The organism is Halopolyspora algeriensis (assembly GCF_003337235.1).
Classification (GTDB): Bacteria; Actinomycetota; Actinomycetes; order Mycobacteriales; family Pseudonocardiaceae; genus Haloactinomyces; species Haloactinomyces algeriensis.
In genome coordinates, this window is sequence record NZ_QPJC01000003.1 from 61170 (window position 1) to 82155 (window position 20986).

Annotated in this window: 12 protein-coding genes, 1 tRNA gene and 1 CRISPR repeat array (1 of these 14 running past the window's edge); of the genes, 7 read left to right on the plus strand and 6 right to left on the minus strand. The window is 68.0% G+C overall.

Annotated elements, in window-relative coordinates; all coding sequences use genetic code 11:
• The first annotated feature begins 70 nt into the window (after positions 1-70).
• The 5 genes from DFQ14_RS06730 (at position 71) to DFQ14_RS06750 (ending at position 6482) form a co-directional block, all read left to right on the plus strand.
• Complete coding sequence (locus DFQ14_RS06730; protein WP_114452243.1) at positions 71-2188, plus strand: prolyl oligopeptidase family serine peptidase; 2118 nt, start codon at positions 71-73, stop codon at positions 2186-2188.
• 162 nt (positions 2189-2350) lie between these two features.
• Positions 2351-3328: a mechanosensitive ion channel family protein gene (locus DFQ14_RS06735; RefSeq protein WP_114452244.1), complete on the plus strand. Its 978-nt coding sequence runs from the start codon at positions 2351-2353 to the stop codon at positions 3326-3328.
• A gap of 16 nt (positions 3329-3344) precedes the next feature.
• Positions 3345-3731 (plus strand): globin, encoded by a 387-nt coding sequence (locus DFQ14_RS06740; protein ID WP_114452245.1) that lies wholly within the window; start codon positions 3345-3347, stop codon positions 3729-3731.
• A gap of 114 nt (positions 3732-3845) precedes the next feature.
• Positions 3846-5120, plus strand: a complete 1275-nt coding sequence (locus tag DFQ14_RS06745; RefSeq protein ID WP_114452246.1) for an alpha-amylase family glycosyl hydrolase — start codon at positions 3846-3848, stop codon at positions 5118-5120.
• A 105-nt stretch (positions 5121-5225) separates the two neighbouring features.
• Positions 5226-6482: an alpha-amylase family glycosyl hydrolase gene (locus DFQ14_RS06750; RefSeq protein ID WP_114452468.1), complete on the plus strand. Its 1257-nt coding sequence runs from the start codon at positions 5226-5228 to the stop codon at positions 6480-6482.
• Between the two features lie 24 nt (positions 6483-6506).
• On the opposite strand, the gene DFQ14_RS06755 is transcribed toward DFQ14_RS06750, so the two are convergent.
• The 6 genes from DFQ14_RS06755 to ssb form a co-directional block, all read right to left on the minus strand.
• The gene (locus DFQ14_RS06755; RefSeq protein ID WP_114452247.1) at positions 6507-7148 is read right to left on the minus strand and encodes a DUF8185 domain-containing protein; all 642 of its coding nucleotides are present in this window, start codon (positions 7146-7148) and stop codon (positions 6507-6509) included.
• The gene (locus DFQ14_RS06760; RefSeq protein WP_114452248.1) at positions 7141-7584 is read right to left on the minus strand and encodes an acyl-CoA thioesterase; all 444 of its coding nucleotides are present in this window, start codon (positions 7582-7584) and stop codon (positions 7141-7143) included. The genes DFQ14_RS06755 and DFQ14_RS06760 overlap by 8 nt, the downstream gene beginning before the upstream one ends.
• 97 nt (positions 7585-7681) lie before the next feature.
• Positions 7682-12661 (minus strand): NAD-glutamate dehydrogenase, encoded by a 4980-nt coding sequence (locus tag DFQ14_RS06765; RefSeq protein WP_114452249.1) that lies wholly within the window; start codon positions 12659-12661, stop codon positions 7682-7684.
• Positions 12662-12786: 125 nt separating this feature from the next.
• Positions 12787-15270: a hypothetical protein gene (locus DFQ14_RS06770; RefSeq protein WP_141921355.1), complete on the minus strand. Its 2484-nt coding sequence runs from the start codon at positions 15268-15270 to the stop codon at positions 12787-12789.
• Positions 15271-15287: 17 nt separating this feature from the next.
• Positions 15288-16964, minus strand: coding sequence for an energy-dependent translational throttle protein EttA (gene ettA, locus DFQ14_RS06775; RefSeq protein ID WP_114452469.1), 1677 nt, complete (start codon positions 16962-16964; stop codon positions 15288-15290).
• Positions 16965-17108: 144 nt separating this feature from the next.
• On the minus strand, positions 17109-17552 hold the full coding sequence (ssb, locus tag DFQ14_RS06780) for a single-stranded DNA-binding protein (RefSeq protein ID WP_114452251.1): 444 nt from the start codon (positions 17550-17552) through the stop codon (positions 17109-17111).
• Between the two features lie 380 nt (positions 17553-17932).
• Here ssb and DFQ14_RS06785 point away from each other — a divergent pair.
• Together DFQ14_RS06785 and DFQ14_RS06790 are read left to right on the plus strand one after the other, a co-directional pair.
• A tRNA-Arg gene (locus DFQ14_RS06785) sits at positions 17933-18009 on the plus strand.
• Between the two features lie 88 nt (positions 18010-18097).
• Complete coding sequence (locus DFQ14_RS06790) at positions 18098-19918, plus strand: tyrosine-type recombinase/integrase (protein ID WP_114452252.1); 1821 nt, start codon at positions 18098-18100, stop codon at positions 19916-19918.
• Between the two features lie 56 nt (positions 19919-19974).
• A CRISPR array of direct repeats spans positions 19975-20986; the repeat unit is 37 nt; unit sequence GTTGCGATCCTCGCCAGCCCCGGAGGGCTGGCGCCAC (it continues 1367 nt past the right edge of the window).

Below are 20986 nucleotides of genomic sequence, written 5' to 3' on the forward strand. Positions count from 1 at the left end.
GCAACGGGGGAGGCAACGGAGACCGGGACGGAAACGCTCCACACGCGCACAACCCGTATCGTCGACGGGTGTGAGCGACGTTCAATCCGGGCCCGTGTCCTACCCCGCCGCCGAACGCGAGGAGCTCGTGGAGCAACTCCACGGCCACCGCGTCGCCGATCCCTACCGGTGGCTCGAAGCCGCCGACGATCCCAGGACCGTTGCATGGTCGCAGGACCAGGACGAACTCGCTCGCCACCGGCTCGACGCGCTGCCGGGTCGAGCCGCGATCGCCGACCGGATGCGCTCGCTCATGGAGGCCGGTTCGGTTTCCGCGCCGGTGTGGCGCGCCGGGCGGGCTTTCTTCACGCGCCGCCGCCCGGAGCAGGAATTCCCGGTGCTCCACGTGCGTGACAAGGACGGCACCGAGCGTGTCCTGCTCGACGTCACCGAGCTCGATCCGTCCGGTCTGACCACGCTGGACCGCTGGTCCGCGAGTCTGGAAGGCGACCGGCTCGCCTACCAGATCTCGTCGGGAGGCGACGAGGAATCCCTGCTCTACGTCCTCGACGTGCCGACAGGGCAGCTCGTCGAGGGGCCGATCGACCGGTGCCGGTACTCCCCGATCGCGTGGCTGCCGGGCGGCGACGAATTCTTTTACGTCCGCAGGCTGCCCCCCGAGTCGGTGCCCGAAGGGGAGGAGCAGTTCCACCGCAGGGTATGGCACCACCGGATCGGTGCCCACCCGGACGAGGACCTGCTCGTGCACGGCGAGGGCCTGCATCACACCTTCTTCTTCGACGCGAGCGTGTCGCGCGACGGGCACTGGTTGCTCATCCACGGCAGCCCCGGCACGGCCCGGCGCGACTCGGTGTGGATCGCCGATCTCACCCGCAACGATCCGGTGCCTCGCCTGCATCGGATTCTGGACACCTCCGAGGGGGTTCGCGCTTCCGCGTGGGTGGAGCGCGACGGGCGGATGTACGTGCAGACCACGCTGAACGCCACCCGCTGGCGACTGTGCGTGGCGAACCCGGAGCAACCCGACCCGGCGAACTGGACGGAACTGATCGCCGAGGACCCCGACGCCGTCCTGGAAGCCGCCCGCTGGTTCGATCCGGCCGACGGAGCGCCACGGCTGGCCGTGCTGCGGACACGCCATGCCGTCTCCGAAGTGACGCTGCACGACCCCGCCACCGGTGCCCGGACCGGCACGGTGCCGCTGCCGGGCACCGGCCAGGTGACCGCCCTGACGACGGTCGACGAGCACACCGACACCGGACGCGATCGCCTGTGGATCGGCTGGACCGACTTCGCCACGCCGCCGTGCGTGCACTCCTACTCGCAGACCGATGGGGACACCACGCTCGTCGAGCAAGCCCCCGGCACGCAGGAGACGTCCCCGGTCCACACCCGCCAGGTCGCCTACACCTCCGCGGACGGCACCACGGTGCGGATGTTCGTCCTGAGTTCCACGCCGGAGCCGGATGCACCCCGACCGGCCCTGATGACCGGCTACGGGGGGTTCTCCCTGCCGATGGAGCCCGGCTACTCCCCTTCGGCTCTGGCCTGGGTCGCCGCGGGCGGCGTCTGGGCGCTGCCGTGCCTGCGGGGCGGCGGCGAGGAAGGCGAGCAGTGGCACCGCGCGGGCATGCGCGAGAGCAAGCAGAACGTGTTCGACGATTTCCACGCCGCCGCCGAGCATCTCGCAACACACGGCTGGACCACTCCGGAGAAGCTCGCGATCACCGGTGGCTCCAACGGCGGGCTGCTGGTGGGGGCCGCACTGACGCAACGCCCCGAGCTGTACCGGGCGGCGGTGTGCTCGGCGCCCCTGCTCGACATGGTGCGCTACGAGCAGTTCCTGCTCGGGCGTCTCTGGAGCGAGGAGTACGGCTCGGCCGAGGACCCCGAGGAACTCGGGTGGCTGCTGTCCTACTCGCCGTATCACAACGTGCAGGAGCAGACCGCCTACCCCTCGGTGCTGTTCACGATCTTCGAGTCCGACACCCGGGTCGACCCCAACCACGCCCGAAAGATGTGTGCCGCGCTCCAGCACGCGACGGCGTCCGCTCCGGAAGAACGTCCCGTACTGCTGCGCAGGGAAACCGAAGTGGGACATTCCGCTCGCTCGGTTTCACGTACGGTGGGATTGGCGACCGACCAACTCGCCTTTCTCGCGGAGGCGACGGGACTCCGATTCGAGTGACTCCCTCCGCGACCGGTACCGATCCCCCGGTCGGCACCGGTGGTTTCGTGGGCGGCGGGGCGTTCACGAAGCACAGGCGAGCGGCACGGGCCACCCCACGAGCGTCGACCGTGCCCCGGTCCACGCCCAACCCCCGAAATACCGCCATGGAGCCCCGAACCCATGACCACGTCCCTGCTGTCCCAACCCCGGTGCGACGGCGAAAGCCGGTTGTGCCGCTGGATCTCCCACGTGACCGGTAACGACTGGCTGGCGGTCTACTCCGACATGCTGATCGCCAAGCCGCTGCAGATCCTCGTGATCCTGCTCGTGGCCCTGCTGCTGCGGTGGCTCGTACACCGCACGATCACCCGGCTGACCCGGGGCAACGGCAAACCGCCGAAGCTGTTGCAGCCGCTGCGGGAACGCCAGGGGGAAGGGCTGTCCGGCGAGACGCTGGCGGAGCGGCGCAGTCAGCGCGCGAGGACGATCGGCTCGGTGCTGAAGTCGGTGGCCTCGTTCGTCATCTTCGGCTTCGCCCTGGTGTATGCCCTGAAGGTGCTGGGCGTGGAACTCGGGCCGCTGATCGCCTCGGCGGGCGTGGTCGGTGTCGCCCTCGGTTTCGGTGCGCAGAACCTGGTGCGCGACTTCCTGTCCGGCGTCTTCATGATGCTCGAGGATCAATACGGGGTCGGCGACTGGGTGGATCTCGGTGAGGCCACCGGTACGGTGGAAACCGTCGGTCTGCGTGTGACGACGCTGCGCGACGTCAACGGCACTGTCTGGTATGTCCGCAACGGGGAGATCCTGCGTGTCGGCAACTCGAGCCAGGGCTTCGCGATCGCGGTGGTGGACCTGCCGATCGCACACACCAGTGACGTGAAGAAAGCGCAGGAAGTGGCGGCGACCGTCGCCGCCGAGGCCTCGAACCGTGAGCCGCTGACCTCGGAGGTTCTGGAAGTGCCGGAAATGCTCGGCATCAACCAGATCACCGCCGATACGATCACGCTGCGATTGACGGCCAAGGTTCGTCCCGGCCAGCAGTGGTCGGTGCAACGCAGGTTGCATGCCGAGATCAAGCGTGCCTATGACGAGGAGAACATCAAACCGCCTTATCCGGCCGGTCGCGTGATGCCACACTCGGACGGGTACCAGTCATAACGCTCAGGGAGGGCGCGTGAGCACTCCGGAAAAAACCTTCTACGAGCAGGTCGGCGGGGAAGCCACCTTCCATCGCATCGTGGCGCGCTTCTACGCGGAGGTGGCCAAGGACGAACTGCTGCGCCCCATGTATCCGGAGGAAGATCTCAGCGGTGCCGAAGAGCGGCTGCGACTGTTCCTGATGCAGTACTGGGGCGGGCCGCACACCTACTCCGATCGCCGGGGGCACCCGCGGCTGCGGATGCGGCACGCACCGTTCAAGATCGGGATCACGGAGCGGGATGCCTGGTTGCGCTGCATGCGCATCGCGCTCGACGAGGTCGAGCTCAGCCCCGAGCATCGCGAGCAACTCTGGCAGTATTTCGAAATGGCCGCGCACGGCATGGTCAACTCCTGGTTCTGACAAGGCCGGTGGTCGTCACCTCGCCGATTGCCAAGTGCCGCACGAACTGCCAAGCTCCGATCATGTCCGGCGGCAGAACCGCCGCACCGATGTCCGACACCAGGATGAACAATCGTGCCTCGCTCTGCCGATCACTCACCCGCACCGCCCGGTGCCGATCACTCGTCCGTATCGCCCGACACGCGGCCATGGTGGTATGACGCGCTCTTCTACGGGGTCGACCTCCCCTTCTTCGCCGACTCGGATGCCGACGGGATCGGCGATCTCGACGGTGTCCGCAGCAGGGTGGGCTACCTCGAACTGCTCGGCGTCGACGCGCTCTGGCTGACCGGAGTGCCGATGACCGGTGCCGGTCCCACGATCACCGACCCCGGCGAAGCGGCGACGGTGCTCGAAGCCTTCGAGCTGCTGGCTGCCGAGACGCACGACTGCGGCCTGCGCCTGGCGCTCGATGTGGGTGCCGATCTCACCCGGCTCGACGATCCCCGTGAGCAAGAAGAGCTGGCGGAGACGCTGCGATTCTGGATCGGCCGTGGCGTGGACGGGTTTCGCATCGCCTCGACAGCTCCCCGCAGCACGATTCGTACCGACTCCCGGACCGGAGACGTGATACGCGCGGCGGACCGGATGGTCCGTTCCGTGATCGACGAGCATCCGGGACGGATCATGAGCGCGCTCACCTCGGATCCGCACGGGCACGGATGGCACCTGAGCTTCGATCAGCATCTCGCCGATGCCGCATTCGACGCCGAGGAGTTCCGGGAAGCCATCACGCAGGGCATGCTCCTCGTCGACAAGCGTTCCACGCAGCCTGCCTGGATGAGCGCCGGGCGGTGGCAGCTCCGCCCGGTGACGCGCTACGGCGGTGGTGAACTCGGGCACGCCCGCGCCCGCGCGATGGCGCTGCTCGTTCTCGCTCTGCCCGGCATGGTCTGCCTCGACAGCGGTGAGGAACTCGGGCTTCCCGAGCTCGCCCCGTCCGAGTCCGCTCCGGGCAGCGGGAACCTCCGGAACGGTCGTGCTCCCATGCCGTGGGAGGGATCGGGGCCGACCTTCGGATTCACCAGCACCGCCTGGCCCGGCGTATCGCCGGACTGGGCCCATCTCACCGTCGAAGCCCAACTCGAAGACGCCACGTCGACACTCTCGCTCTACCGTGAAGCACTCGACATCCGGCGTACCCACGATGCCTTCCACGGCACCACCATCGAGTGGTACGGCGCCCCTCCGGGCTGCCTCGCCTTCCGGCGTGGCAGCACCGGTCTCACCTGTGCGATCAACACGTCCGGTAGCCCGGTCCCTCTCCCCCCGGGGGAGTTGCTGCTGGCCAGCGCACCGCTCACCGGCAGTGGCGAACTTCCCGCCGATACCGCCGTGTGGTTGGCCTGACCCCGGCCGGACAACACAGCACCACGATTCCTGTCGGCGGGCTGCTCACGGAGACCGTCCATCAATACGGTGCGCAGTCCCGCCAACACCTTCCGCAATGGCAGGATGATCACTGTGCGAGATATCTCCGACACAGCGCGTGCGCGCACCGGACCGCGAGCATGGTGGTCGGACGCTGTCATTTACCGGGTCGATGTCCGCGCATTCGACGATTCCGACGGTGACGGGGTCGGCGATCTGAACGGTGTCCGGGAACGGCTCGGGTATCTGGAACTTCTCGGCGTCGACGCCGTCTGGATGACCGGTGTCCTCGCCGGTCCCGTGGGCAAACCGGGCCAAGCCCGCGAGGTGGATCCGATACTGGGCGATCTCACCTCCTTCGACAGGCTCGTGGCCGAGACACACGCATCGGGTTTGCGGGTGGCGATCGACATCGCCGTCACCCGCCACAGCGCCGAACAACCCGAAGTCCACGAGGAGTTGGAGCGGACATTGCGGTTCTGGATGGACCGCGGCGTCGACGGTTTCCGCCTCGGTGCCGCCCCTGGGATGGCGCATCCGGCCGACGACGCCACCCATCGGATCCTCCGGACGGCACGGGCCGTGGTCGGCGAGTCCCCGCAGCGGCTGATCGGCGCACTCGTCCGGGAGTGGTCCACCTCGCTCGGGAATCTGGAAGCGCTGGACGTGGGCCTCGATCTCGGCTTCTGCGCCGTGCGGTTCCAGGCCGATGCGATCCGTGCCACCGTCGAACGGGTCCGGTCCGCTGCCGAGCAGGTCGGTGCCGTACCGGTGTGGGGCCTGGCCGACTGGGACCACCCGCGCCCGGTCACGCGTCTCGGCGGGAACACCACCGGGCTCGCGCGTGCCCGAGCGATGGCGCTGGTGCAGTGCGCCCTTCCCGGCGTGATCGGTGTGGACAACGGCAACGAGCTCGGTCTGCCCGAGAGCGCCTCGCAGGACGGGATGATCGCCAAATCGATCCGTGCCCCGATCCCGTGGGAAGGGGCGCACGCCCCCTTCGGTTTCTCCGACGCCCCGGGAAACTGGTCGCCGATTCCGGACGAGTGGTCGGAACTCACCGTGGAAGCGCAACTGGCGAACCCGGCCTCGACGCTGTCGCTGTACCGGGAGGCGCTGCGTATCCGGCACAACCATCCGGCGTTCTCCGGTGACCGTGTCGAGTGGTACGGCGCGCCGGAAGGGTGCCTGGCCTTCCGGCGCAGCGGCGGCAACCTGGTGTGCGCCTTGAACACCGCACCGACCCCCGTACCGATGCCGCCCGGTGCGGTGCTGCTGTCCAGCCGACCCCTGGACAGCGAGCAACTTCTGCCCGTCGACACCGCCGTGTGGCTGGTATGAGGGGTGCTTCTGCGCAAAGCACTCCTAAAACAGCAACGGCAGCAGGGCGTGGCGGCGCCGGGCCACCGCACCGAAACGGGAATCCAGCCGCAGCCACGATTCGGTCGCGCTCACCCGCACCACCTCGCTCTCCGACGGCGAGTTCACGAGGAATCCCATCCCGGACAGCGCGAACAGGCACCGCAACGGAATCTTGACCTCGAGCCCGGAGCCGCTGACGGTGAACACTTCCTGATCCAGCAGCGAAGCCGGTGGGGTGCCCTTGGGACCCACGTTGTCCTTGGCCAGGCCGATCCCCTGCTCGGCCACCTCACCCACCAGCTTGGCCGGAAGGTCATCCACGCGCCTCCACCCCTCGACGGGAGGAAGCTCGGAACGCCACAGCAGGTCGCGCGGCGCGCCCGGATCCATGCTCACTCCCCCGGCGACGGTCAATGTCGCCAGCAGCTCGCTGCCCGACACGCTCAGGTCGGCGGGATCGACCTCGCCGCCGACGGACCTGGTACACAGCACCTCGAACGGTGTCGCCGACCACGCGTCGATCCGTCCGGTGCCCGCACGGGCCCGCAGGCGGATCACCGCCTGCTCGTCCAACCGGACGGCACGTGCCACGAAAGCACCGAGGTCGTCACGCTCGACCGCTTCGGGCATTCGCAGCTCAGGCAAGGTCGCGCTCCTTGTTCGTCAAAGCGGGGTCGAGTTGCCATTCGGCGAGGAACTCCCGCTCCCCATCGGTGAGCCGGCGGGGGCGCCCGGCAGCCAGGTCATAGGGGACCATCAGCGTCTCCGCCGTGGCCACCGAGGCGGCGTCCCCGGCGGTGGCCGTGTAGTCGATCACGAACGAGGCCGCTCGCAAGTCACGCACCGACATCCGCACTTGGATCGCTCCCGCCCGGTAGACCAGCGGTGCGTGGTAGTCGATCACCACTCTGGCCACCACCATGCCCTCGGCCATTCCGGACAGGCCCTGCCGCTCCGCCTCGGTGAACAGCAGGCCGGCCCGGGCCTCCTCGAGCAACGTGACGGTCCTGGCATGGTTGACATGGCCGAATGCGTCCATATCGGACCAGCGCAGAGCCACTTCGGCGATGAACGCTCCCACCGGCTTCCCTTCTGCTCTCGCACGGTCGTCCGGTACCGGTACCGGCACCGGACGACCATCGCTCGGCGGTCCGCGCGGAATGCCCGGACTTCTCCCGCTACCGGACCATACTGCTCAACTGCCGCGCGGCGACCGACAGTGTCGCCAGGTCGTGCCGACCGGAGCGCCTGACCTCCTCCAGCGTTGCCCTGGCACGGCTCAACCTGGAGGCATTGGCCTGCTCCCACTGCTCGATCTTGCTCTCCGGGCTGTCCGCCGGAGTGCTGGTGCGCAGCACATCCACGGTGATCGCCCGGAGGGATGCGTAGAAATCGTCCCGCAGTGCCAGCCTCGCCAGCGAATGCCACCGGTTACCGCGTTCCAGCCCGCTCACCGACACCAGCATCCGTTCGATGTCGAAGTACTCGGACAGGGCGTAGTACAGCTCGGCGCTTTCCCGGGGACTGCGCTCGGTGCTGACCCCGGCATCGCGCTCGGCCAGCTCGGCGATCTCGGTGATGTCCAGCAGCCCGTAGGTGTTCAGCAGCGCACCGATCCGCCGGGCCAGGTCCGACGGCACACCCGAGGCAACGAGCTCTTCGGCCTCTTCGGCGGCGTTGTCTGCCGCGCGGCCGTGCAGCATGTCCGGCACGTGTGCGGACAGTTCGGCGACCACCGGCCGGAACCGGTTGATCTCCGCGCTGATGGCCAGCGGCTGCGGACGGTTCGACAGCAGCCACCGCGATGCCCGGTCGAGCAGTCTGCGGGTCTCCAGCACCATCCTGTCGGTGACATGGGTGGGGATCGCCGTGTCCAGATCATCGATCTCCCGCCACAACGCGGGAAGATCGTAGACGCGCGTCACGACGGCGTACGCCCGGACGGCATCGGTGGCGCCGGCGCTCATCTCCTCGGCCAGCCTGTGGGCATAGGAGAGCCCTGCCCCGTCGACCACCTCGTTGACCAGCAGCGTCGTGGTGATCTGTCGCCGCAGCGGGTGCTGCGCGATCGCGTCCGAATGCCGGTTGCGCAACGGCTCCGGGAAGTAGTCCGGCAGTCGCCTGGCGAACGCGTCGGCCTCCGGCAGCTCGCTGGCCAGCACCTCGTTTTTCAGGGACAGCTTGACGTGTGCCAGCAGGGTGGCCAGTTCGGGCGAGGTCAGGCCCCTGCCCGCTTTCTCGAGCTCCCGGAACTGCTCGGGAGTCGGCAGCGCTTCCAACTTCCGGTCGAGACCGTTGCGCTTTTCCAACTCGCTGATCTGCCGCGCGTGGACCCCGACCATCGCCGAGGCATGAGACCGGGAGATTCCCAACACCCGGTTCTGCCGGTAGTTGTCGCCCAGAACCAGCTTCGCGACCTCGTCGGTCATGTCCCGCAGCAGCTCGTTGCGCTGGACACCGTCCAGATGCCCCCGAGAGACCAGCTGGTCCAGGAGCACCTTGATGTTGACCTCGTGGTCGGAGCAGTCCACTCCCGCCGAGTTGTCCAGCGCATCGGTGTTGATCTTGCCGCCCGTCTCGGCGAACTCGATCCGGCCGAGCTGGGTCAAGCCGAGGTTGCCGCCCTCGCCGACGACCCGTGCCCGCAGCCGGTTACCGTCCACCCGCACCGGGTCATTGGTCTTGTCTCCCACATCGGCGTGCGACTGCGTGCTCGCCTTGACGTAGGTACCGATGCCGCCGTTCCACAGCAGATCGACCGGCGCCAGCAGGATCGCCTTGACCAATTCGGCCGGGGCGAGCTGTTCCACGTCCTCGCTGATCCCCAGCGCGCGACGGATCTGCGGGCTCAACGGGATCGACTTCACCGTGCGCGGCCATACTCCGCCACCTTCGCTGATCTTGCTGCGGTCGTAGTCGTCCCATGTCGAGCGCGGCAGCTCGAACAGGCGCTTTCGCTCGACGAACGAGGACGCCGCGTCGGGGTCGGGGTCGATGAACACGTGCATGTGGTTGAACGCGGCGACCAGTCTGATGTGCTCGGACAGCAGCATGCCGTTGCCGAAGACATCACCGCCCATGTCTCCGATGCCGACGACCGTGAAATCCTCGTGCTGGGTGTCGGTGCCGAGTTCCCGGAAGTGGCGCTTGACGCTTTCCCAGGCACCTTTGGCGGTGATTCCCATGGCCTTGTGGTCGTATCCCACGGAACCGCCGGAGGCGAAGGCATCACCCAGCCAGAACCCGTAGGACCGGGCCACCTCGTTGGCGATGTCGGAGAAGCTCGCGGTTCCCTTGTCCGCGGCCACCACCAGGTAGGTGTCGTCATCGTCATGGCGCACCACGTCCCGCGGCGGCACGACACGACCGTCCGACAAGTTGTCGGTGAGATCGAGCATCCCGGAGATGAACATCCGATAGCAGGCGATCCCCTCGGCCTGGCTCGCCTCCCGATCGGCGGCGGCGTCACCGGTCGGTGCCGGGGGATGCTTGACGACGAAGCCGCCCTTGGCGCCCACCGGAACGATCACCGCGTTCTTGATCGCCTGGGCCTTGGACAGACCGAGAACCTCGGTACGGAAGTCCTCCCGGCGATCGGACCACCGAAGGCCACCGCGCGCGACCGAGCCGAACCGCAGGTGCACACCTTCCACCCTCCGCGAGTACACGAAGATCTCGAACTGCGGCCGCGGAGCGGGCAACCCCGGGATCTCCCGGGGCTCCAGTTTGAAAGCCAGGAAGGCACGCGAGTGCCCACCATCGTCGGTGACGAAGTAGTTCGTGCGCAGCGTGGCCCGAATCAGGCCGAGATAGCTGCGCAGGATCCGGTCGGCATCGAGGCTGGTGACCGCATCGATCGACCGGGCGATCTCGTCGACCAACTCCTCTTCCCGGTGCGAGCGCCGGTCGGCGGACAGCGACGGGTCGAAACGCACCTCGAACAACCGGATCAGCGCAAGGGTGATGTCACTGTGCGCCAGAATGGTGTCTTCGATGTAGTCCTGGCTGTAGGCGGTGCCGACCTGACGCAGGTATTTCGCGTAGGCACGCAGCACGCGCACCTGCCGCCATCTCAACGCGGCCTGCAGGACCAGCGAATTGAACCGGTCGACCTCGGACTCTCCCAGCCATGCCGCACGGAAGGCCTCCTCGAAGCGCTCCCGCAGTATGTCGACCCGCTCCGACTCGACGGCGTGCAAGCTCTGTTCCAGCCTCAGGCCGAAGTCGAAGATCCAGCACCGGGTGCCGTCGGAGCGCAGGACCTCGTAGGGGCGCTCGTCGACGACCTCCACGCCCATGCTCTGCAACACCGGCAGGACCTGGGACAGGGTCACCCGCTCGTTGAGGAACATCTTGAAGCGGAATTCCCGCGGTCCGGCATCGCGCGGCGCGTAGAACGACATCGCCAGCTCGCCGGGCTCGGACAGCGACTCCAGCCGCCGCAGATCCACCAGACCCTCGCCCGCGTGGAAGTCCTCTTTGTACGCCTCCGGGAAGGCGGCGGCGTAGCGTTGCCCGACCTCGCTGTCGGCTTCCGAGCCGTACCCGGCGGGACGGCCGTCGTATTCGCGGTCCGGACGCTCGGCCTCGATCGCTTCGATCATCCTGTCGTCCCAGGTGCGGATGGCCTCCTCGAGCCGCTTTTGCACGTGGGCCAGATCGGGCTCGGCAACCTGCCGGCGCGGGTCCGTGTACACCATGAAATGCACCCGCGCCAGTGCCGACTCACCGACTCTGGTGCTGTATTCGAGGTTGCTGCCGCCCAGCTCCGCGAGCAGGACCTCCTGCATCGCCAGCCGCGAGCGTGTCGTGTACCGGTCCCTGGGCAAGTAGACCAGGCAGGAGAAGAAACGACCGTAGGGATCCCGCCGCAGGAACGGCTTGAGCTTGCGGCGCTCGGCCAGCGCCAGGACACCTGTGATGATCTCCTGCAGCGTGTCGGTGTCGGTGGAGAACAGCTCGGTGCGCGGGTAGTTCTGGATTTCCTCCAGCATCCGTTGCCCGGAGTAGGACTCCATCGGAAAACCCGCACGATGGATCACATCCCGTACCCGCCGCTCGATGACGGGGATGTCCAGCACGTTCTCGTGCAGTGCTGTCGTGGTGAGCAGCCCGAGAAAGCGATGCTCCCCGGTGACGCGGCCGTGGTCGTCGAACGTCTTGACTCCCACGTAGTACGGATGCACAGCGCGGTGCACCGTCGACGTCGCGCTTGCCTGGGTGAGTATCAGCAGTTCCTCGGAGAGGATGCCCGCCGGTGCTTCCGCCTCTTGCGTCAAGGTGCTGGACGTGTCGTTGTCGCTGCGCAGCACTCCCAGACCGGAAGCCAGTACGGTCTGCAACGCCGGGTTTCCGTCCGCGTCCCGCACCAGCTCGCTGTGCCGGTACCCCAGGAAAGTGAAGTGGCCGTCGGCGAGCCAGCGCAGCAGCCCGGCGCCGTCCGCGGCCTGATGGCCGGGCAGCGGCGGCGGATCGCTTTCGAGGGCATCCGCCAGGCCACGCGCGGTCCCGATCATCCGATCGGTGTCCTCGACCACCTCTCGGGCATCGTTGAGCACCTTCAGCAATCCCCGTTCGAGAGCGCGGACACGACTCGGGTCCTTCACCCGGTCGACCTCGACGTACATCCAGGACTCGGCGATGGCATCGGGCCCCGGGGCGCTCGGGTCCGCGTCCGGGAACACTTCCAGCAGCTCACCGGCCAGGTCTCGCCGGACCACCACGATCGGGTGCACGATACGTCGCACCTGGGCACCATCGCGGGTCAGCTCGGCGATCACCGAGTCGACCAGGTACGGCATGTCGTCGGTGACCATGTGCACCACGGTCGCCTTGCTGCGCCAGCCCTCCTCGGCACGGCCGGGATTGAAGATCTTCACCACCGGACGCCCGGGTACCCGGGTTCTGGCGAGTTCGTAATGCGAGCGAAGCGCCCCGGCCAGATCGGCCGGATCGTCATGGGCGACTTCCTCGGCCGGAACATGCCGGTAGTACTTGTGCAGCAGCGCAGCCAGCTCGGGCACCGTGCGAGCGGCCCGATCGAGCAGCTGGTCCCTGGCTCGCTCGGGGTTGTGCGGATATTGCTCGGCGACGGTCACAGCGGGGTCTCCGCTGCTCGGATCGTGCTCGGTGCTCAACTGTCCGGATTTCGAGGTCATCTTTCAGGCAGCTCCATATACCGCGGCACCTCGTTGTGCCGACATGGCTCCACCCTAGAACCCCGCAGAAGGCCCCACGCGATTCGGCTGAAAGAGTGAGGCGACCGGTCCCCGGCTTGCGCTGCTCAGCCTGCCGGCGGCGTCCAACCGTACGGATTGTCCGAGGCCGCATGCCGGTGCCGCGCTCGTGCTCCGGAGGTCTCGGTTCCCTCGCCGGACCTGTGGGAGGACCACGTGTCGGACTCCGCCCGCTCGGTCCTGTCCATGCCGCCGCGATCGATGTGACGACTCATCGCGATGTGCGCCGCGTTGCCCGTGTCTTCCGGCTGATTGCGCTTGCCGTTCTCGTAGGCGACCAGAGCCTCGGCGAGCAGGTCGGCGAGGCCCGCATCGCCACCGGATTCGGCATCACCGCCGAAGTCGGCATCGTCGCCGGATTCCCCCTCCTGGTGTGCGCCCCGGGCCGGTGGGAGGCCCTGCAGCAGCTCACGGTGCTTGGCCAGGAAATCGTCGGCGGGGTGCTCCCCGGAAGACCCCGGGACGCCGGCACCTTCGGAAGCGACCTCCGGTGGCTCGCTCTGCCGTCGTCGCCCGGCACGTCCGGAGGGAACCTCGACTTCCCCGACGGGGTCCGGTTCCGGCTCCGGTGATCCCGGAACGACCGGCATGATCGTGGTGACATCAGGGGCGGGCAAGTCCGGCCCCGAGGTCTCCGACTCCCCGAGGCCCGATCGCCGGGACCCCCATTGCGGGGATGGTGCCTCGGTGAGTTCCTCTTCGGCGGTTTCGCCGGTGGGTTCGGCTGCCGCCGCAGCGTTGTTCCACGAACCGGCATCGCTCAGCGCCGCCAGCCGGGGCAGATCGCCGAAGTCGCCGGGAAGAGCATCGTGCTGCCCGGGACGTTCTTCCCGGGCACCGAGGTCGGCGGCCGGGGCCTCCGGCAGCGATACCACGTTTTCCGAATGGTCGCCGCTGCCGTACGTCCCCCCGGGGGCCCATGCAGCGCCCTCCGCGACCGCCTCCTCGTCATCCACCGGCTCACGCTGTGCTGCCCGCCGGATCTGCTGGGCCAGACCGGGCAACTTCTCGACACCACCGGGCATCCCGGTCTCGGTCATCGGCGCGGACGCACCGCCGGACTGCTCCACCGGAAACCGGTCGGCATGGTCAGGCAGGCCCGCATGGTCCGGTGGGTCGGCATGGTGGGATCCCGTCTCGGCTGCGCTCGTTCGCTGCTCGGGTGGCGGAGAAGCCATCCGATTCCCGCCGGCCGTCGAGGAGGACCAGGACGGGGTGTCCTGCGGTTCCCGGAATGCGGACTCGGCGGGTGCCGCCTCGCCCCCGCCGGTCAGCGTGTCCATCAACCGGCGAACCGACTCGCGTATGTCTTCGCCGTGGGCGCGATGCCGCGATTCCGTGCTGTGCGGTACCTGATCGGCCTCGCGCGTATCCGGTGCCTGCTGTCGAGCCGATGCGGGCTGCTGAGGCGGTGCCGGCTGCTGAGGCGGTGCCGGCTGCTGAGGGGGAATGGAGGCCTCGGTGTCCGCAGGTTTCGCCGGGAACTCCTCGAGCAGGCGGATGCGTGCAGCATGGATCCGGGATCGCCGACGCCGGTCGGCTGCACAGGCACCGCGCGCACAGCGCAGTGCCTCCTTGAAGTTCTCGCTGTCCTCGTGCACGTGGGACAGCGTGCCGAGCAGCTCGGCTTGCACATCGTCCAACTCGTGCCGCTCGGCATCGGCAAGAGCCTCGGTGAGCAGCTGCACCGCCGTGCTGTGCTCGCCTTCCGGCAGGTACAGCCGGGTGGCCAGGGCGAGTCTCAGCCATCCTGTCGGGGCGGCCGCGGCCGCCCGCAGGGGCTGCTCCAGGACGGGGGCGGCCACCCGCACTGCCGCCGAGCGCTCGCCGAGGTCCAGCAGCGCCTGGACCCGTTCCAGGGCCAGCTGCGCGTGGATCTCTCCGCTGTCCGCGGTCGGATCACCGAGGCGCTCCAGCAGCTCCAGCCCCGCTCCGGCGGCCTCGGCCGCTGCCGTGTGGTCCGCGTGCCTGCGGTGATGCGCAGCGCGCGACATGTTCACCCGGGCACGGAGCAACCGGGTCATGTCACGCCCGAGGCCGGCCTCCTCGGTGTAGAGGCGTTCGGCCTCGTCCAGTGCTCGGACACGATCGGCACCGGTGCGGTGGGCGGGCAGCGAAGCGGCCAGTTCGAGCAGCGCGTGCGCCCGGAGTTCCGGATCGATCCGTTCGCGGTCCAGGAGCGGCTGCAGTACCCGCAGGGCGATGTCGCGGCTGCCCGCACTGCGGGCGCAACAGGCCAGCTCCACCCGCAGCTCGGCAGCGCTTCCGGGGTCGCCGTGGCTCTCGGCATCGCGCATCGCCGCGATCGCACGCTCGGTTGTGGCCACGCCACGACCGAGCCGGTTCGAGGCGAACAACGCCAACGCTTCGGCATGGAGCCGCAGTTCCGTATCGCCCGCCCGGCGGGCCTGCGCCGCAGTCCGATCACTGAGCAACAGAGCCAGTTCCGGAACCCGCCAGCGCATCTGCCGAGCGGGCTCCAGTAATTCCCGGGCGGGTGCGTTCCATTGCGCACCGCGTACGCTCGCCAAGTCGACTCCCCGCTACTTCAGCTCCGCGTCAACTTACGATGCGTGACACGATGCGGGCGTGCGGCCTCTTCGCCCAGCCGCTCGATCTTGTTCTTCTCGTAGCCCTCGAAGTTGCCCTCGAACCAGAACCACTTCGCGGGATTCTCCTCGTCGCCTTCCCAGGCCAGGATGTGCGTGGCCACCCGGTCCAGGAACCAGCGATCGTGCGAGGTGACCACGGCGCAGCCGGGGAACTGTTCGAGCGCGTTCTCCAGCGAGGACAGCGTATCCACATCGAGGTCGTTGGTGGGCTCGTCCAGCAGGATGAGATTGCCGCCCTTTTTGAGGGTCAACGCCAGGTTGAGCCGGTTGCGCTCGCCACCGGACAGCACCCCGGCCGGTTTCTGCTGGTCGGGCCCCTTGAAACCGAAGGCGCTGACGTAGGCGCGGGACGGCATCTCGACTTGGCCGACCTGGATGTGGTCCAGCCCGTCGGAGACGACCTCCCAGACGTTCTTGTTCGGGTCGATGTTGGCCCGGTTCTGGTCGACGTAGGAGAGCTTGACGGTGTCACCGACCCGGACATCTCCGGAATCGGGGTCCTCCAGTCCCACGATCGTCTTGAACAGCGTCGTCTTGCCGACACCGTTCGGCCCGATCACACCGACGATGCCGTTGCGCGGGAGGGTGAACGACAGCCCGTCGATGAGCACGTTGCCGTCGAAGCCCTTCTTCAGGTTCTCGACCTCCACGACCTGGCTGCCCAGCCGCGGCCCCGGCGGGATCTGGATCTCCTCGAAGTCGAGCTTGCGGGTCTTCTCCGCCTCGGCGGCCATCTCCTCGTAGCGCTGCAGTCGGGAGCGGGACTTGCTCTGCCGGGCCTTGGTGTTCGACCGCACCCACTCGAGCTCGTCCTTGAGGCGCTTCTGCAGCTTCTGGTCGCGCTTGCCCTGCACGGCCAGACGCTCCTGCTTCTTCTCCAGGTAGGTGGAGTAGTTGCCCTCGTAGGGGTAGGTGCGTCCGCGATCGAGTTCGAGGATCCAGCCGGCGACGTTGTCCAGGAAGTACCGGTCGTGGGTGACGGCGAGCACGGCGCCGTGGTATTCGGCGAGGAACTGCTCCAGCCAGTGCACGCTTTCGGCGTCGAGGTGGTTGGTGGGCTCGTCGAGCAGCAGCAGGTCGGGTTTGCTCAGCAGCAGCTTGCACAGCGCGACCCGTCGACGCTCACCCCCGGAGAGGTTCTTGACCTCGGCTTCCGGTGGCGGGCAGCGCAACGCGTCCATGGCCTGGTCGAGCTGGGAGTCGATCTCCCAGGCCTCGGCGTGGTCGAGTTCCTCCTGCAGCCCGCCCATCTCGGCCATGAGCTCATCGGTGTAGTCGGTGGCGAGCTGCTCGGCGATCTCATTGAAGCGGTGCAGCTTCTGCATGATCTCGCCGACACCTTCCTCGACATTGCCGAGGACGGTCTTTTCCTCGTTCAGCGGCGGCTCCTGCTGCATGATGCCGACGGTGTAGCCGGGCGCGAGGATGGCGTCACCGTTGTCCGGATTGTCGAGTCCGGCCATGATCTTGAGCACGGTCGACTTGCCGGCCCCGTTCGGGCCGACCACGCCGATCTTGGCACCGGGGTAGAACTGCAGGGTCGCGTCATCGAGGATGAGCTTGTCCCCGTGCGCCTTGCGCACCTTCTTCATGGTGTAGATGAACTCGGCCATGACACCGATCGTAGTTGCGTCCGGTATCGGACCGTGCACTGCGGTCGACATACGGTCGGCCGGCCACCTCGACGATTGCCACAGCGCTTTCACCAGGCACGGCACCCGGGGTGCAAGCCGGTCGGGCAAGCACCCTCGCGGGCGCTACTCTCCCGCGCCCACCACCGGTGGTGGGTGCTGTGCCGGTCCGGTCGGGCGGGACTCGTCGTCGACGGCGCCGCGGGGCCGCTCCTCCTCCGGCCCGGCAGCGCGGTGGCTGCGGGCCAGGTCGAGCCCGACAGCGGTGGCCTCGATTTCCGTGCTGGATCGTCGCTGACCGTCGACCTCGTAGTCCCGGGTCCGAAGCCGTCCGGTCACCACGACGGGATCGTTCTTGTACACCGCATCCGCCACAGCGTCGGCCAGCTTTCTCCAGCAGTTCACCGTCGCGAAAACACGATCCCCGTCGACCCACTGCTCGGTGGTCTTGTCGAAGCGACGTGCCGTACTCACCATGCGGAAATTCGCCACCCTGCTTCCGTGGGCGGTCTCGCGCACCTTGGGCGGGCTGATGGCGTTGCCCACCAGGGTCACGGTCGTCTCGAACATCCTCGCTCGTCCTTCCTTCGTGGCCTCGGCAGCCCGGATACGGCACCCGCGTGCCTGCGGTTGCTGCCGTCACGCCTGCCTGTATCGCCATCAGCCTGCAGGGAAGGAATACGAATCGCGATGGTTGCGTCGCAGTATGTGGATAGCTGGAGAGCCTGTGGACGATCGTGACCTTGTTCCGGGGCTCACCGACGACCCCGGAGCCCGCTTACCGAGGGTGGCCGGAGGGTGACGACGGCCGTCCGCGGCTGTCGATCGGTTGCCATTCGATACCAGCTCGACAACGGTATCGTGTGGGGTCTACCAGTACCGCCACAGACCGTTACGCTGCTTGATGCGGCTCAAGGCTTGATGCGGCTCAAGCCGAGTGAGCCACGCGAGCCCTCGTAGCTCAGACGGACAGAGCAAGAGACTTCTAATCTCTAGGTCGCAGGTTCGAATCCTGCCGGGGGCGCCACCTATAAACAGGGAAAACAGGATTACGGTTCCTGGCCGGTTCCGTTTCATGACCCAGTTTGTGACCCGAAAGCCGCTATACTGAGGCCATGGCAGGGCGTTCGAAGGGCCACCACCGGCGCGGTGCGATCGATCGTTTACCGAACGGTTCCCTGCGGGTCCGGGTCTCGGCAGGTCTTGATCCGGTCACGAAGAAGCGGCACCGGCTGGTCGAAGTCGTGCCATCGGGTCCCGATGCGGAAGCCGAAGCCGAGCGGGTCCGGACCCGTCTGCTCAACGAGGTCGACGAGCGCCGTAACCCGAAAACCAACGCCACCGTGGAGCAGCTCCTCGAGCGGTACTTGGAGCAGCACTTCGACGGCGAGGCCACCACCCTCAACGGCTACCGTCGAGCAGCGCGCAAGCATGTGCTGCCCTTCCTCGGGCAGGTCAAGGTCGGCCAGCTCGACGCCGACGCGCTGGATTCGCTGTACGCCGAGCTGCGCCGGTGCCGCGATCACTGCACCGGCAAGCGGCGCATCGACCACCGCACCCGCCGGCACCACGAGTGCGACGAACGCTGCCGACCACACCGGTGCGTCCCGCTCGGACCGACCGCGATCCGTCAGATCCACTATCTGCTGTCCGGCGCGTTCAAACGTGCGGTGCGGTGGAAGTGGGTCGCGGTCAACCCGGTCGGCCAGGCCGAACCACCGGCCGCTCCCCGACCCGAACCGAACCCACCCAGCACCGCCGAAGCCGTCCGGATCCTCAATGAAGCCTGGCGCACCGACGAGGACTGGGGTGCGCTGGTCTGGACGGCGATGACCACCGGTGCACGCCGCGGCGAGCTCTGCGGGCTGCGCTGGGACCACATCGACCTCGAGGCTGCCGTGCTACGGCTGACACAGTCGGTGGCCTACGACGAGCGGAACAAGCACTGGTACGTCAAGGGCACCAAAACCCACCAGCAGCGCCGCATCGCGCTCGACGCCGAAACCGTCACCGTGCTGGCAAGTCTCCACTCACGGCACGAGCAACGCGCCGGCCAGTTCGGGCTCGTGCCCGCCCCGGATGCGTATGTGTTCTCCCCTGATCCGGACGGTGCCTGCTTCCTGCATCCCGACACGGTGACGCAGCGCTACGAACGCATGGCGCGCAGGCTCGGCATCCACACCACGTTGCACAAGCTGCGGCACTACTCGGCCACCGAGCTCATCGCCTCCGGTGTCGACCCGCGCACCGTGGCAGGCAGACTCGGCCACGGGGGCGGCGGCACCACCACACTCAAGGTCTACTCCGCGTGGGTGTCCGAAGCCGATCAGCGCGCCTCTCAGGCCCTGTTCTCGCGCGTTCCCACCCGTCCAGAGGGGCCGCAGAGCAGGCAGGAGCGGGCCAAGACGGCCCCGGAGAGTCCGTACGAGCGCATTGCCGCTGATCTCCGGGCGAAGATCGCCTCGGGAGAGCTCGTCGGCGGTGCACCTCTTCCGAGGGTCAAGAAGCTCATGGCCGACTACGGCGTATCCGCCGGAACCGCCAATCGCGCCGTATCGCTGTTGAAAACCTGGGGCCTGGCCGAAGCAGCCCGAGGGCGGCCCACCACCGTGCTTCCCGGCGCAGCCGAGCGTCTGGCAACCGAAGAACCGGCACCACAGGCAGTAACGACTCCAGCCAAATCCGCGATCACGAGTGACAACGCTCCCCCGAGCAGCGAACCGGTTTTACTGGAGTTCGAGGTCCGTCGGCTCGGCGAGTCGATCCGCACCTTCACCGCCGAAGCCGACCCGACCAATCCCGAGCACCTGCGTCGCCTGCTGGCCTCCACAATCCGCCGCGACGGCCGCGACTCTGGCGAGGTCCTCGACTACGAGATGGACGTCCGGAGTTCCAGCGGTGAGCTGCTTACGACCTTCGTCACCATATCGGCCTGACATGGAAGGGCTGACGCCACCGGCCAGGTGCCACGTGTTTCGGTCTCACCGCCGTCGTTGCGATCCTCGCCAGCCCCGGAGGGCTGGCGCCACAGCGGAGACACCGCCCGTTGTGCACGCTCGGAGTGGTTGCGATCCTCGCCAGCCCCGGAGGGCTGGCGCCACCCGCGCCGTGATCTACGTCCGCCAGTCCACGGCCAAAGTTGCGATCCTCGCCAGCCCCGGAGGGCTGGCGCCACCTGACCGAGGCCACCGTTTCCCGCGTGCTCGCCGGGTTGCGATCCTCGCCAGCCCCGGAGGGCTGGCGCCACCTGACCGAGGCCACCGTTTCCCGCGTGCTCGCCGGGTTGCGATCCTCGCCAGCCCCGGAGGGCTGGCGCCACTGCTTGAGGTCGCGGGTGAACATCGGCATGCCAGCGGGTTGCGATCCTCGCCAGCCCCGGAGGGCTGGCGCCACCTCCATCCTGAGCCCCCTCCGTGTAGCTCACGGTTTCCAGTTGCGATCCTCGCCAGCCCCGGAGGGCTGGCGCCACCCATCGCCGCGGTGTCGTCGAGATCGCCCTCCGGCGCGTTGCGATCCTCGCCAGCCCCGGAGGGCTGGCGCCACCTGCTCGTCGGGCGATCGGCCTCGCCCGGACCGATCGTTGCGATCCTCGCCAGCCCCGGAGGGCTGGCGCCACAAGTCATCTCGTCTGTCGCTCGCCTTCGGGGGGAGGTTGCGATCCTCGCCAGCCCCGGAGGGCTGGCGCCACCCGGCACCTCGCCGGACAGGCCGTGATGCGTCATCGGGTTGCGATCCTCGCCAGCCCCGGAGGGCTGGCGCCACCAGCGTATCCGCTGCCGCTCGGTAGTCGTTGACGTCCCGTTGCGATCCTCGCCAGCCCCGGAGGGCTGGCGCCACCTGGACCGACATATCCACCAGCGTTTCCAAAAAGGTCCAGTTGCGATCCTCGCCAGCCCCGGAGGGCTGGCGCCACTCGTCCACTACGCCCAACATTTCGCCGCCGAGGCGGTTGCGATCCTCGCCAGCCCCGGAGGGCTGGCGCCACATTTCGCCGTCGAAGGTCC